4 protein-coding genes and 1 pseudogene are annotated in these 15,616 nt (G+C 66.7%); all 5 read left to right on the top strand.

Going from position 1 to position 15,616, the window contains the following annotated elements; translation table 11 throughout:
- The first annotated feature begins 81 nt into the window (after positions 1 to 81).
- The 5 genes and pseudogenes from F1640_RS04685 (at position 82) to F1640_RS04665 (ending at position 15,607) form a co-directional block, all read left to right on the top strand.
- Complete coding sequence (locus F1640_RS04685) at positions 82 to 1,266, top strand: DUF11 domain-containing protein (RefSeq protein ID WP_309229196.1); 1,185 nt, start codon at positions 82 to 84, stop codon at positions 1,264 to 1,266.
- Positions 1,267 to 1,357: 91 nt separating this feature from the next.
- A pseudogene (istA, locus tag F1640_RS04680) lies at positions 1,358 to 2,868 on the top strand (IS21 family transposase).
- Positions 2,865 to 3,704: an IS21-like element helper ATPase IstB gene (gene istB / locus F1640_RS04675; protein WP_066770779.1), complete on the top strand. Its 840-nt coding sequence runs from the start codon at positions 2,865 to 2,867 to the stop codon at positions 3,702 to 3,704. Before istA ends, istB begins: the two are co-directional and overlap by 4 nt.
- A 156-nt stretch (positions 3,705 to 3,860) precedes the next feature.
- Positions 3,861 to 11,309, top strand: coding sequence for an SdrD B-like domain-containing protein (locus tag F1640_RS04670; RefSeq protein ID WP_194917983.1), 7,449 nt, complete (start codon positions 3,861 to 3,863; stop codon positions 11,307 to 11,309).
- Between the two features lie 5 nt (positions 11,310 to 11,314).
- The gene (locus tag F1640_RS04665) at positions 11,315 to 15,607 is read left to right on the top strand and encodes a hypothetical protein (protein WP_194917981.1); all 4,293 of its coding nucleotides are present in this window, start codon (positions 11,315 to 11,317) and stop codon (positions 15,605 to 15,607) included.
- Positions 15,608 to 15,616: the final 9 nt, after the last annotated feature.

Raw genomic sequence — 15,616 nt, 5'->3', positions numbered from 1 at the left:
ATTACCGGGAATTAACCACTATTTACTTATCCGACTGGCGTCTGTCGCGACGAAAATTGCGCGACGAGGGGTCGGTTTATTATGAAATTTACAAAGTCGATCGCGGTAATACGCGTATTTATCGGACTGTATGTTTTCCTGCTTGGCGGGATGGCTTACGCCGCAGACTTGCAGGTTTCACAGTATTCAGCCGACCCTGATCCAATAGGCTCGGGAGCCCAGGCGACTTTTTCAGTCACCGTCGCAAATAACAGTACCCCTACGGTCAGCAACGCCGTGGTCACGATCGCGGTGCCGGGGAACTTCGAGGTTGCCGGTACGGCGGGTGACATCCCTTCGTATTGCGCGCTGTCCGGCACGCCAGGCAGCCAGACGCTGACCTGTACCCTGACGACCCTGCCGGGCGGTGGCGTGGCCAATGCCCGGACTTTCAGCTTCAAGGCGACCGCCAAGACGCCGGGCGCCAGCAACTCGACCGCGACCATAGCCGCAGCCGGGAACAGCGATTCCAATCCGGGGAACGACAGCCTGACTATCACGCCCACGGTGCGGGCGGGTGCGGACATCGCGCTGGTGAAAGCCGGATCGGCTTCCAGCGTGCCGGCCGGCGGCATTCTGCAATATACCCTGTCCGCGACCAACAACGGGCCGAACACCACCGCGGCGATCCGCGTGGTCGACAACCTTCCCGCCGCCAGCGACTTCCAGTTCCAGTCCGCCACGGGCTCGGGGTGGACCTGCAACCTTTCCGGGACCACGCTGACCTGCGACTACAGCGGTAGCGCACCGGCGGTCGGCGGCAGCTTTCCGGCCATCACGATCAGCGGCAAGATCACCAAGAACACCGCCGGCACGATCAGCAACATCGCGGCGGTGAGCATCACCGATCCGCTGGTGCTTGATCCCGCCACGGGCAACAACATTTCCAACACCGTCGTGACCAATGTGCAGGCGGGCGCGGATCTCCAGGCGATCAAGTCGATGACTTCCACGATCACCGTGGGGCAGGGGGGCAGCATCGTGCTGTCGATCCGCAATACCGGGCCGCAGACGACGCCGGCGGGAACGAAGATCGCCGACACCATCGACAGTTCGCTGACGATCGGCGTATTGCCCTCCGGCTGCGCGCGATCCGGCCAGACGGTGACCTGCACCGCGTCGTCGATCGTCGCCACGGGGCAGGTGGATTTCGTCATTCCGGTAACGGGCGCGTCGGCAACCTCAGGCGTCCTGACCAATACCGCGCATGTGTGTGCAGGGCGGTGACAAAACCAGCCACTGGAACGCCAGCGAAGTGCTGAGCGTGGCGGAGTAAAAACCGGCCAGTGGTAAGGCTGCCCTTTTGAGGGCGGCCGGGATGTATGCCGTGGAAGTTTACGCGAGTGTTCGGCAGTTTGTGTTTGTGCAGGGGCGCAGCCAGCGAGAGGCCGCGCGGGTATTTGGATTAAGCCGGGAGACGATTGGCAAGATCTGCCGATTTTCACTGCCACCTGGCTATACGCGCACGAAGCCGGTGGAGAAGCCGAAGCTGGGGCCTTTGCTGCGGTGGTTGACGCGATTTTGGAAGGTGACCGGACGGCGCCGGTCAAGCAGCGACACACGGCGAAGCGGATCTTCGAGCGGCTGCGCGATGAATATGGCTATGGCGGCGGCTACACGGTGGTGAAGGACTATGTCCGGCTGAGCCGGGTGCGTGGCCGCGAGACATTTGTGCCGCTGGCGCACCCACCGGGGCATGCGCAGGTGGATTTTGGCGAAGCGGTGGGCGTGATTGGCGGTGTGGAGCAGAAGATCCACTTCCTGTGCATGGATTTGCCGCAGTCCGATGCCTGTTTCGTGAAGGCTTTCCCGCGCGAGACGACCGAGGCATTTCTGGATGGGCATGTATCGGCCTTCGACTTCTTTGGCGGCATTCCCCAGTCGATCCTCTACGACAACACGACGATTGCGGTGGCCAAGATTCTGGGGGACGGCAAGCGTGAGCGCACACGTGCCTTCAGCGAGCTGGTCAGCCACTACCTGTTTTCTGACCGCTTCGGCCGACCCGGCAAGGGGAATGACAAGGGCAAGGTCGAAGGGCTGGTCAAATACGCGCGCCGCAACTTCATGACGCCCAAGCCGCAGGCGGCGAGCTATGACGCACTGAACGCGGCTCTTTTGGAGCGCTGTCATGCGCGGCAAGGCGAACGTGCTGGCCGCCATGCCCAGACCATCGGTGAGCGCATGGTTGCTGACGTTGCGGCGCTACGCCCACTACCGCCGGTGCCATTGGAGCCATGCGAGAGGCGCAGCGCCCGTGTGTCATCGACGGCGCTGGTGCGGTATCGCGGCAATGATTACTCGGTGCCCACAAGGTTTGGGTTCCAGGATGTGGTGGTGAAGGGCTTCGTGGACGAGGTGGTGATCCTGTCCGGCGCCGAGGAGATCGCCCGCCATGTGCGCAGTTATGGCAGCGGCGATTTTGTGGCCGATCCGCTGCATTATCTGGCGCTGATCGAGACAAAGCCGAATGCTCTCGATCAGGCGGCTGCACTGCAGAATTGGGCCTTGCCCGATGTCTTTGCCCACCTGCGGCAATTGCTGGAGGGACGCATGGGCCGCAAGGGCAAGCGCGAGTATATCCAGGTCTTGCGCTTGCTGGAAGCGATGCCCATGGCCGTGGTGACCCATGCTGTCACTCAGGCGATCCACATGGGCGCGATCAGCTTTGATGCGGTGAAGCAGATCGCACTGGCCAGGATGGAACGGCGGCCCGCCAGGCTTGACCTGACGACCTATCCCCACCTGCCAAGGCTGGATGTGAAGGTCACGCAGGCGGCTGATTATGCGGCTCTGATGCCCCAGGTCTCGAAGGAGATGGCAGCATGAGCCGGGCGCCCGATGACAACCTGCCCACCGGCACCACCGCTGGTGCGCCACAGGTGCTGCTGGCCCACCACCTCAAGCAACTCAAACTGCCGACCGTTTTGCGCGAATATGAGAAAGTAGCCCGGGAGTGCGCGCGTGATGGTGTCGATCATCCCCGCTATCTACTGCGCCTGATCGAACTGGAACTGATCGACCGTGAGCGGCGCACTGTCGAACGCCGGATCCGTGCTGCCCGGTTCCCGGCCGTCAAAAGCTTCGATACCTTCGACTTCACCGCCATCCCCAGCCTCAACAAGATGCTGACGCTGGATCTGGCGCGCTGCGAATATATCCTGCGGCGCGAGAATATCATTGCGCTGGGCAATAGCGGGACGGGCAAAACCCATGTGGCGCTCGCCCTGGGGCTGGCCGCCTGCCAGAAGGGCTTCACCGTGACCTTCACCACCGCCGCGGCGCTGGTGAACCAGTTACTGGAAGCCCGCGACGAGAAGCGGCTGCTCAAGATGCAGCGCGAGTTGGCTGCAGTGAAGCTGCTGATCATCGACGAACTGGGTTACGTCCCGCTCTCGCCCACCGGCGCGGAGCTGTTGTTCGAGACCTTCTCCCAGCGCTACGAACGCGGCTCCACCATCGTTACCTCCAACCTGCCGTTTGAGGACTGGACGCAGGTGCTTGGGTCCGAGCGCCTGACCGGCGCATTGCTGGATCGTTTGACCCACCACGTCAGCATCCTGACCATGAATGGTGACAGTTACCGCCTAAAGCAGTCAGCCAGTCGCCGTCGCGCCACTGCCAGCGGGGCGGAGCAAAACCAGGCCACCGTCGACGAAAACTGACCCATCAAAACGGCCAAAAGCAAAGGGCCCCGATCGGGGCCCTTTGCTTTGCACCTGCCGCAACATCAGTGGCCTACTTTTACTCCGCCACAGTGGCCGGTTTTTGCTCCGCCGTTGACACATGTGACCCCGCCCAGCGGATTCACCGATCCGGATATGAGCAACAACGATGCCTCCGCGCCTTTCCAGGTGGTGCTGCCGAACGCGGACCTTGAACTCTATTCCAAGTCCAAGAGCCCCAGCCCCGTCGCGCCCGGCGCGGACATCACCAGCACCATCGTGGTGCGCAATCTGGGGCCGTCCGCGGCAAGCTGGACCCCGGCCACGCCGATCCGCGTGACCGACACGCTGAGCGCCGACGAAACCTACGTCAGTGTTTCGGGCAACTGGTCCTGTTCGGTTTCGGGCGTGGTGGTCACCTGCCAGACGACGGATTCGGGCACGCTCCAGGTCGGCGATCTACTGTACCTCTCGCTCGTCACGAAAGCGGGAACGGGTGTCGATACCGACGTGGTCAACACCGCGTGTACCGACCGCACCGCCGGGTCGGCGCACACGCCGTCATCGCCTTCCAGCCCCACCGGCAACGATTGCCGCTCGGCCGGCGTGCGCTCCACGACCAAGGCGGCGGACATTTCCATCGCCAAGGACATGAGCCTTTCGTCCTCTGGCGGCTGGACCCATAACCTGACGGTCGCGAACACCGACGGCAGCTATTACATCCGCCTGCGCGTGTCGAATGCCGCCGGCGGCGACCTGGCGCGCACGGTTTACGTGACCGACGCCATTCCCGATTTCATCACCAGCGGCAGCTACGTCACCGCCGTCAGCCAGAACAGCGCCAGTTCGGGCAGCATGAGCTACAACCCGTGGAACGGGTTGGTGAGCTGGTCGCTGTCCAACCTGGCGGCGGGCGCCACCGAAACGCTGGTGATCCGCGTGGACCGGCCATTCGAAAGCGGTTCCTACACCAACTTCGCCTCGGTGTTCTCGCCCGACACGACCGAGACCAACAACGCCAACAACAGCGATTCCGCGAACTTCAGCGTGGGCGCGGTGGCCGACATGACGATCAATTCGAAGTCGGTAACGCCCGATCCGGTGCGCGTGGGCGTGCCGGCCACCTATATCATCAGCGTGCGCAACGATGGCGCCAACCCGGCGGACAACGTGCAGGTGGTCGACGTGATCGACCCGGCGCGGTTCCAGATCACCGGTACGCCGAGCACGACCAAGCCCGGCGCAAGCTGCTCGGTCGTGCAGGCCACGGGCACCGTGACCTGCGCGATGGGCCAGTTCGCGCGGACCGAAGTGCGGCAGATCAGCATCGATGTGCTGCCGAAGTATCCGTTCGGTTCCGAAACGGTGGCCACGCTGCCGATTACCCAGGCGAACAAGGCCACCGTCACCACATCGACGCTCGATGCCAACGGCGGCAGCGATCCCAACGCGGGCAACAACGCCTTCACGCTGAACCATACCGTGAACGGCCCGGCGTTCGATCTGGCCGTGACCAAGACCGAAAGCGACCCGGTCAATGACGATCCGGTGCGGTTCGACGAGACGCTGAATTACGACGTCCGCGTTTCCAACTATGGCCCTTCGCGCGCCACCAACGTGATCGTGACCGACATTCCCTCGCCGCCGGCCGGGCTGACGACCACGCTGCAGTCGGTGACGGTGAACCCGGTTGCGGCCAACGGCGGCCTGTCGCTCCAGGCGGCGCCCAACGCAGGGTGCACGCCTTCGGGCGCGACCTATGTGTGCCGCATCGATGCGTCGAACGCGGATGCCAACTACCTCGATCCTTCGCGGCAGGTGGTGTTCCGGCTGGTCTTCGCCATCGGCGGCACGCCGCCTTCGGCCCCGGTTACCTACAGCAACGCGGCGGAAGTGACCTCGGCCGAACAGCCGGTGTGGAACGGTACGGGCGCGGATTCGCAGACGGCCAACAACCGCGCGGTGCAGACGACGACGATCCGGCCGTCCACCGATCTCCAGATCTTGAGCAAGACGCGCACCGGAGCGCTGATGCGCAACGTCAACGAACCGGTCGAATTCACCATCCGCTTCCGCAACAACGGGCCTTCCACCGCAACGCGGGTGCGCGTGACCGACGTGCTGCCCGCCGGCTTCGTCTATGCCGCAACCCCCGCGCCTTCGACCGCCATTCCCGGCGGCAGCAGCGCCAGCGTTTCGGGCCTGACCTGTTCGGGCACGACCACGATCACCTGCGATATCGACGGCAGCTTCCCCGTGGGCGCCGCGCAGCTTGTGGACCTGAAAGTCCGCGCCAAGGCACAAGGCCCTTACAGCGGCGCGCTTTCGCCGATGGACGCGACCGACACCGCCACGATCACCCCCGGCCTTGACGGCAGTGGCGATCCGCTGAGCGAGGATGCCGACAACACCAACAACAGCCAGTCGGCTGTCGTCCAGATCAAGCCTTCGTCGATCGCGGGCACGGTCTATGCCGACAACAACGACAACAACGTGTTCAACGGCGGCGAAGGCATTGCCGGGGTCACCGTGTCGCTGACCGGCACCGACATCTATGGCAACGCGGTTTCGGCCACGGCCATCACCAATGCGTCGGGGGCGTTCGTGTTCGACGTGCTGCCGCCTTCGGACGCGGCGGGCTATGCGATCGTCGAAACGCAGCCGGCCAACTTCTACGATCTCAACGAAACCGCGGGCAGCGCTGGCGGCACCGTCAACAACGCGGTCCGTGGCAACACCCCGGCGGAGAACACCATTGGCGGCATCGTGCTGGCGGCGCAGACGGCGGCGACCGGCTACCTGTTCCAGGATCACGCCAGCGCGGTGATCGTGGCGGTCAACGACAACCCGCCGGCGGTCAACGGCGCGACCGGCCAGACGAACATCGTCAATGCCTTTGCCAACGATACCTTCAACAACGCCGCCATCGATCCGGCGAAGATAGTCACCACGATCGTGACCCCGGCGACGAATCCCGGTGTGACGATGGATACGGCGACCGGTCTGGTCAGCGTGGCTCCTGGCACGCCGGCGGGCACTTACACCGTCGACTATCGCATCTGCGACAAGGCCGATGCCGCGACGTGCGCCACGGCGCGCGTGACGGTGATCGTCACGGCATCGCCGGTCACCGCCACCAACGACACGATCAGCGGGATCAACGGCGCCACCGGCGCAGCGGATGTCCTGTCCGCGCTGACCGGCGATACCGTCAACGGCGCTGCGGCGACCACCGACATGGTGACCATTGCCGTTGCCACCGGATCCACGGTGCCTTCGGTGCTGACGTTCGATACCGCCACCGGCAAGGTTTCGGTCCACGCCGATACGCCGGCCGGCACCTACAGCTTCAACTACCAGATCTGCGAAAAGCTGAATCCGGCCAACTGTGCCATCGCCACGGAGACCGTCTCGGTCGTCGCCGGCGCGATCGCGGCGGTCAACGACAGCGCCGCCGGCATCAACGGCGCGGCGGGCGCGACCGGAGTGCTGAATGTGCTGACGGGCGACACGCGCAACGGCGCGGCGGCGACCACGGGCACCGTCACCATCGCGGTGGCGCCCGGTTCGACCGTGCCGTCCGAACTGACCTTCGATACCGCCACCGGCGCGGTCTCGGTCAAGCCGGGGACTCCGGCGGGTACCTATCTGTTCAACTACCGCATCTGCGAAACGATCAACCCGACCAACTGCGCCACCGCCGAAGCGCGCGTGACGGTGGTGGCCGGCGTGATCGCGGCCGTGAACGACACGGTTGGTGGCGTCAACGGGACGCTGGGCGGCAGCAACGTGCTGAATGTCCTGGCGGGCGATACGCTGAACGGCGCGCCGGCCACGACCTCGACGGTGGCGATCGCGCTGGCGCCAGGCGCCACGGTCCCGGCCGGGCTTACGTTCGATCTGGCGACGGGCAATATCTCGGTCGCGCCGAACACGCCGGCGGGCACCTATCACTTCGACTATCGGATCTGCGAGAAGCTCAATCCGACCAACTGCTCCATTGCGACCGCAACGGTAACCGTGGTCGCCGCACCGATCACGGCGGACGACGATGCCTCCTCGCCCGTCACGGGGGCGACCGGCGCCGCCGATGTGGTCGACGCGCTGGACGGGGACGCGCTCAACAACGCCCAGGCCAAACTGGCCGACGTGGCGATGACGGTCGTTACCCCCGCCACGGCGGTGGGTGGCAATCCGGTGCCCGTGCTTGATACGGCAACGGGCAAGGTCAGCGTGCCGGCGGGAACGCCTTCGGGCACGTACACCATCGATTACCGGATCTGCGAAAAGCTGAACCCGGCCAATTGCGCCACCGCCAGGATCACCGTGCCGGTAACGGCGGCGGCGATCACGGCGGGCAACAACAGCGCGACTGGCATCAACGGTGCGGCGGGCGGCTCGGGCGTGCTCAAAGTTCTGTCGGACGACCGGCTGAACGGGGTGGCGGTGACCACGGGAACGGTTTCCATCGCCGTCGCCGCCGGATCGTCGGTGCCTGCGGTGCTGACGTTCGATCCCGCCACGGGCGCGGTCTCGGTCAAGCCGGGGACGCCGGCGGGGATCTATCACTTCGACTACACGATCTGCGAAAAGCTGAACCCCACCAACTGCGCGACGGCCACGGCCAGCGTGACGGTGGTGGCCGCGCCGATCGTCGCCACCCCTGACAGCGCGACCGGGATCAACGGTGCATCGGGCGCGGCGGGCGTGCTCAACGTGCTGGGGGCGGATACGCTCAACGGCGTGGCCGCCACCACGGGAACGGTCACGATCGCGGTGGCCTCGGGCGCCTCGGTGCCTGCAACGCTGACGTTCGACCCCGCCACGGGCGCGGTCTCGGTCAAGCCGGGAACGCCGGCGGGCACCTACAGCTTCGATTACACGATCTGCGAAAAGCTGAACCCCACCAACTGCGCGACGGCCACGGCCAGCGTGACCGTGGTGGCCGCGCCCATCGTCGCGACCAACGATACCGTTCCGCCGGTCAATGGCGGCCAGGGTGGCGCGGGCGTGATCGACGTGCTGAGCAACGACACGCTGAACGGTGCGCCGGCCGACAAGGGCACGGTCACGATCTCGGTCGTCACGCCGGCCACGCCGATCAACGGGGGCGCCGTGCCGGTGCTCGATCCGGCCACGGGCCTGGTCAGCGTGCCGGCGGATACCCCGGCGGGCACTTACACCATCGACTATCGCATCTGCGAGAAGCTGAACCCGACGAACTGTTCGACGGCAAAGGTAACCGCGCCGGTCAGCGCCGGTCCGATCACGGCGAAGGATGACAGCGCCACCGACATCAACGGTGCATCGGGCGCGACGGGCGTGGTCAACGTGCTGGGCGGGGATACCCGCAACGGCGCGGCCGCGACCACGGCCACCGTCACCATCGGCCTTGCGCCGAGGGCGACGCTGCCGGCCGGGCTGGAGTTCGATACGGCCACGGGCGATGTCTCGGTCGAGCCGGGGACTCCGGCGGGCACCTACAGCTTCGACTACCAGATTTGCGAGAAGCTGAATCCCACCAACTGCGCGACCGCCAAGGTCAGCGTCACGGTCATTCCCGCGCCCATCGTGGCGATGGATGACACGGTTTCCGGCATCAACGGCGGTTCGGGTGCGGTCAACGTGCTGAACGCGCTGGGCGGCGATACGCTGAACGGCCAGCCGGCAACGGTGGCCACGGTCACGCTGGCACTGGTGAACGCGCTGCCCACCGGCTTCACGTTCGATCCGGCCACCGGCAACCTCGGTGTCGCACCGGGCACGCGCGACGGCACTTACGCCATCCCGTACCGGATCTGCGAGAAGCTGAACCCCACCAACTGCGCCAGTGCGACGATGACGGTTACCGTGATCCCGCCGCGCAGCACGGTTTCGGGCATCGTCTATCTCGACGGCAACCTCAGCCGCACGCACGAAAGCAGCGAGGCGCTGCTGGAAGGCTGGACCGTGGAAGTGGTGCGCGGTGGCGCGGTGGTCGGCACCACGCATACCGATGCCAAGGGCTTCTACAGCATTCCGGACCTGCTGAGCGGCGATGGCTATTCCATTCGCTTCCGCCATGCGGCGAGCGGGGTGGTCTATGGCCGGATCGACAGCGCGGTGCTGCCGGTCAACGCCACGCTGGCCGAACAGAACATGCCGATCGATCCGTCCGGCGTGGTCTATGACTCGGTCACCCGCAGCCCGGTTCCCGGCGCGGTGGTGACGCTGGTGGACGATGGCGGCGTGCCGCTGGCGGATACCTGCTTCATCGATCCGGGCCAGGCACGCCAGGTCACCGGTGCCGACGGTCTCTACCGCTTCGACATCGTGGCGGGCGCGGCGACCCAGTGCCCGGCGGCACGCACCGGCTATCACCTGAAAATCACACCGCCTGCGGGATATTCCGGGCCGGAATCGACGGTGATCGCGGCGCAGCAGGGCCTGTTCAACCCCGCCGGCCGTGGCACTCCGGCGCCCGTGGTGGCCAATGCCGGCGCGCCGCAGGCTTCGGACCCGACGACCTATTTCCTCGGCTTCCTGCTGGGGCAGGGTGACGGCAACGTGGTGAACAACCACATCCCGCTCGATCCCTTCCTGTCGCGCACGCCGCTGATCGTCACCAAGACCAGCGACAAGCGCACCGCGAACGTGGGTGATCTGGTGCCTTACACCATCACTGTGCGCAACACCGAGGCGCTGACCCGCGCCGGGGTGGCGGTGGTGGACATCCTTCCGCCGGGCTTCCGCTATGTCGCGGGATCGGCACGGGTGGAAGGCCTGCCGCTGGAGCCGGTGGCGAGCGACCGCGAACTGCGCTGGAACGGCCAGGTCGTGCCGGGCAACACCACGCTGACCTATCGCATCATCGCGGTGATCGGCGCGGGCGTGACCGAGGGGGATCGCGTCAACACCGCCGTCGCCCGCAGTGGTGGCGCCGGGGGCGGGGCGAACGGCTCGGACATCTCGAACCGGGCGCAGGCCGTGGTCTCGATCGTGCCGAGCACGCTGTTCGACTGCGCCGAAGTGATCGGCAAGGTCTATGACGACCTCAACGGCAACGGTTACCAGGACGCAGGCGAACCTGGCATCCCGGCCGCGCGCCTCGCCACGGTGAACGGCCAGCTTGTGACGGCGGACGATCATGGCCGCTACCACATCACCTGTGCCGCCGTGCCCAACGCGCTGATCGGCTCCAACTACGTGCTCAAGCTCGACACGCGGACGGTGCCGGAAGGCTATGCGCCGACCACCGACAACCCGCAGTCGATCCGCCTGACGCGCGGCAAGATCAGCGAGTTGAACTTCGGCGTGCAGCGGGCGCGGGTTGTGGCGGTTGCCATCGACGCCCGGGCCTTCGCAGCCGGCAGCGCCGATCTGCTGCCCGCCTTCGCCACGCGGCTGGAAACCCTGAAGACGATCAAGGCCGCAAGGCTGGCGATCCGGGCGACCTACGCGGCCGCCGCCGGTGAACCCGCCGCGCTGGTCGAGGCCCGCCTTGCCAGCCTGCACGACCGGATCGGCGAGGTGTTCCGCAACGGCTGGGATGGCCCGCCACCGGTGATCGAGATCGACATGATCGCCGCCGGCAGCGCTCGCACCAGCGCATCGGGACAGGAGTAAGACCAATGAACCGCAAGACCATCCTGGCCCCGCAGCCCGCGTCCAAGGTGCGCCATGCCACCCTGCTTGCCAGCGTTTCCGCGCTGGCCGGGCTTGGGATCGCCACGCCGGCCTTTGCCGCGCCGCAACCCGGCTCCGTGGCGTCGCAAGGCGATTTCGCTCGGCTTTCCAGACTGGCGATAGGCGCCAACCTGACCGACCGGGCGGCATTGCCGGGCGCGGAGACACGCCTTGCCGCGCTCTCGGCCAGCCTCGTGCCGATCGCGCCCATGCCGGTCCTGTCGGTCGGGCTGGTCGGCTCGGAGAGCACCGTGCGGCGCGGCGATGCGGCGCTGTTCCTGGGCTACAGCAACTATCCGGCGTTCGTCGATCGCGCGGAACTGCGCGTATTCGCGCCGGATGCGCCGCTCGCCGGGCCGCCGCACGCAGTGGTGGAGGCCGATCGCAACGGGCTGATCCGCTGGACGCCCAGCACGTACGCGGGCGATGCCATGCGCTACGTCTATCGCGTCTACGACCGGGAAGGCCGCTTCGACGAGACCGCGCCGCAGCCGCTCACGGTCTTGTCGGCGGTGCACCTGCTCCCTGCCGAGCCGGTGGCGCGGGCCGACTTCGGCATGGTCGATAGCGCAGCAATCCGTCAGCTCCTGCTCGACGGCGCGCAGGCGGTGGCGGTGGAGGGGCAGACGTCCGCGCCGGATCAACTCGTGCGCATCGCCGGCCAGATCGCGCCAGCCGATGCCGCCGGGCGCTTTGCCGCCGTGCAACTGCACCCGGCCGGCTGCGGCGCGGTGGCGGTCAGCGTGACCGGCGCGTGCGGCGAGAGCACGACCCGGCACGTCACGCCCGATCCGGCGCAGACCGTGCCGGCCTCCGCGATGGGCACCGGCGATGGCCTGAGCATCGCCCTGGCCGATCCGCGGACAGATTCGGCGACCACTACGCCGATGACGGCCGACAACCCCTATGCCATCCGCGTGCGGACCGATGCCGCGCGAGTCGATCCCGTGCTGGCGGCGGGGCTGGTCGAAAGCGAGCGGGCGGTGGCGCGCGGGAAGGACGCCACGTTCATCCGCTACACCAACTATCCCGCGATGGTGGCGCGCGGCGAGGTGCGGATTTTCCGCGCCGATGCCTCTCCCGATGGCACGCCGCTGGCGGTGGTGCCCGCCGACCACGACGGCGTGGCGCGCTGGACGCCGGGCGAGGATGCCGGGGGCGACCTGTTCTATGTCTATCGCGTCTATGACCGCGATGGCCTGTTCGACGAGACCGCGCCGCAGGAACTGACCGTGGTGGATACCCCGTTCGAGGGCAACCCGCCGCCGCGCCCGCTGTTCGGATCGCGCGACGAGGCGGCGGTGCGCAACATCCCGTTCGGGCGGACCGCGACGGTGACGGTTACCGGCCATGCCGACGCTGGCGCGGAAGTGGTGCGCGTGGGCGGGCAGATGATCCCGCTCCAGTCCGACGGGCGGTTCGTCAGCCAGCAGATCGTCGCGCGCGATGCGCGGCAGGTGTGGGTAACGGTGGGGCAGGGCGAACAGACCCGGTTCACCGCGATGCGCGACATCGGCGTGAAGCAAAGCGACTGGTTCATCGTCGGCCAGGGCGATCTGACGTTCGTTTCCTCCAAGGGCCATGGCCCGGCGGTGGAAGTCAGCGGCGATCCGATCGCGGCGGGCGAGCATGTGACCGGCCGCGCGGCGTTCTACGCCAAGGGCACGTTCGCCAGCGGATGGAAGGTGACGAGTTCGCTCGACACCGGCGAAACGCTGCTCAAGGACCTGTTCAGCAACCTCGACCGCAAGGACCCGCGCCAGTTGCTGCGCCGGCTCAATTCGAACGAATACTACACGACGTATGGCGATGATTCCGCGCTGGTCGAGGATGCGCCGACGCAGGGGCGGTTCTACCTGAAAGTGCAGAAGGACCGCTCCAGCCTGCTGATCGGCAACTACGTCGCCGATATCCGGCAGGCGGAACTGGCGCAGCTCAATCGCGGCACGTTTGGCGCGATCGTCAGCCACCAGAGCGTGAAGACCACCAGCTTCGGCGAAAGCCGGGTGCAGGTAACCGCCTTCGCCTCCGATCCCGGCACGATCCCGGGCCGCGACGAATTCCGGGGCACGGGCGGTTCGCTCTATTACCTCCAGCGCCGCGACGTGACCGTGGGATCGGAACGGCTGGCGGTGGAAGTGCGCGACCGGATCACCGGCGTGGTGCTTTCGCGCCGCAGCCTGCAGGCGCAGGAAGACTACAGCATCGATTACTTCCAGGGGCGGCTTACGCTGCTCCAGCCGCTTTCGTCCTATGCCGCCGATGGTGCGACAGTGCGCGATGGCACGGCTTCGGCGGGCGTGCCGGTGCTGGTCGCGAACTACGAATACACACCGGCGGTGGGCGATGTGGGGGGCTACACCGTGGGCGGCCGCGCCGCCGCGTGGATCGGCAATACGGTGCGCCTGGGCGTGACCGGCCAGCGCGAGACCACCGGCACCGCGGACCAGACGCTGCTGGGCACCGATGCCACCGTGCGGTTGCATCCGGGCACTTATGTGAAGGCGGAAGTTGCGCAGACCGAAGGGCCGGGCTTTGGCCAATCGAACTCGGTCGACGGCGGCCTCACCTTCGCCAGCTATGGCGCGACCGGCAGCGCCAACGTGAAGGCCATGGCCTATCGCGCGGAAGTGGCGGTGAACTTCGCGGAACTGGCGGGCGGCAAGCCGGCGGACGTTGGCGGAACCGGAATTGATAAGGGCAAGTTCTCCGCGTGGTTCGAGCATCTCGACGCGGGCTTCGGCGCCAACGCGCAGCTGACGGCCAGCGCCACCGAACGCTGGGGCGCGCAACTGGCGCTGCCGATCGGCAGCCGCACCGCGCTGGCGGCCAAGGTCCAGCATCTGCGCACCGATGCGGCTGGCACCCGCACGGTCGGTTCGGCGGACGTGACGCAGCGGCTGGGCGGCGGTTTCACGCTGGCCGGCGGGCTGCGCTACAGCCAGGACGCGGTCGGGCTGGCCTACAACAGCACCGAAAGCGGCAAGCGGACCGACGCCGCGCTGCAACTGGGCTACAAGCCGGAGCACGGCAAGTGGTCGGTCTATGGCTTCGGGCAGGCGACGCTGGACCGCGATGCCGGCCGGCGCGGCAACAACCGCGCGGGGCTGGGTGGAAAGTTGGAGCTTTCCGACCGGCAGTCGCTGGCGGCCGAAGTCTCCGAAGGCGACGGCGGGCTGGGGGCGAGCGCCACGCTAAACCATCGTTATGGCCGGGGATCGGAAACCTATCTGGGCTATGCGCTGGTCACCGACCGGGCCGACCAGGGGCTGGAGCCTTCCACCAGCTTCACCCGCACCAATCGCGGCACGCTGACGCTGGGGGCGCGGCACCGGTTTTCCTCCGCGCTGTCGATCCACGGCGAGAACAAGCTGGGCCACGGCGGCACCGCGCCCAGCCTGACGCGCAGCTTCGGGCTGGACTGGACACCCACGGAGCACTGGTCGTTCTCCGGCTCGTTCGAAAACGGCCATATCGACGATGTGACGACGGGCCGCTTCCGCCGCACCGCCGCCACGTTCGGCGTGGCCTATACCAGCAAGGGCGTGCAGTTCGGCACCAACGTAGAAGGCCGGTTCGAGCGGGGGGCGGGGCGCAGCCAGAACGTGTGGCTGTTCCGCAACCATGCCTCGGTCATGCTCAACCCGGACTGGCGCGCGCTGGCGCGGCTGAACTTCGCCATCGCGGACAACACCACCGCCGATGTCAACGCCGCCGACTATGTCGAAGGCACGGTCGGCTTCGCCTATCGCCCGGTGGCGAACGACCGGCTCAACCTGCTGACGCGCTATACCTACCTCAAGGACATGGGGGCGGTGGGGCAGGTGACGCAGGGCGGGCAGATCGGCAGCCCCAAGCAGAAGAGCCAGATCTTCGCGATCGACGCGAACTACGATCTGACGCGCACGCTGACGCTGGGCGGCAAGTATGCCTTCCGCAAGGGCAGCGTCTCGCTCACGCGCGACAGCGATACCTATGTCACCAGCAACACCTGGCTGGGCGTGGCGCGGATCGACTGGCGGCTGGTGCGGCAATGGGACGTGCTGGTTGAAGGACACTACCTGTCCGCCGACCGTGCGGGCGATCACCGCTGGGGCGGTCTGGCGGCGGTCTATCGCCATATCGGCAACAACGCGAAAGTCGGCGTGGGCTACAGCTTTTCCGACTTTTCCAGTGACCTTTCGAACCAGAGCTACACAAGCAAGGGCGTGTTCGTGAACCTGCTGGGCAAGTTCTGATGTGGGGAG

This window comes from Novosphingobium sp. NBM11 (genome assembly GCF_015390225.1).
Taxonomy (GTDB): domain Bacteria; phylum Pseudomonadota; class Alphaproteobacteria; order Sphingomonadales; family Sphingomonadaceae; genus Novosphingobium.
This window is presented reverse-complemented; position numbering and strand designations above follow the sequence as displayed.

Bases quoted from the DNA above. Each gene is read 5' to 3' on its own strand.
- F1640_RS04685 (WP_309229196.1), top strand. From the start codon at position 82: ATGAAATTTACAAAGTCGATCGCGGTAATACGCGTATTTATCGGACTG.
- istB (WP_066770779.1), top strand. From the start codon at position 2,865: ATGAGCCGGGCGCCCGATGACAACCTGCCCACCGGCACCACCGCTGGT.
- F1640_RS04670 (WP_194917983.1), top strand. From the start codon at position 3,861: ATGAGCAACAACGATGCCTCCGCGCCTTTCCAGGTGGTGCTGCCGAAC.
- F1640_RS04665 (WP_194917981.1), top strand. From the start codon at position 11,315: ATGAACCGCAAGACCATCCTGGCCCCGCAGCCCGCGTCCAAGGTGCGC.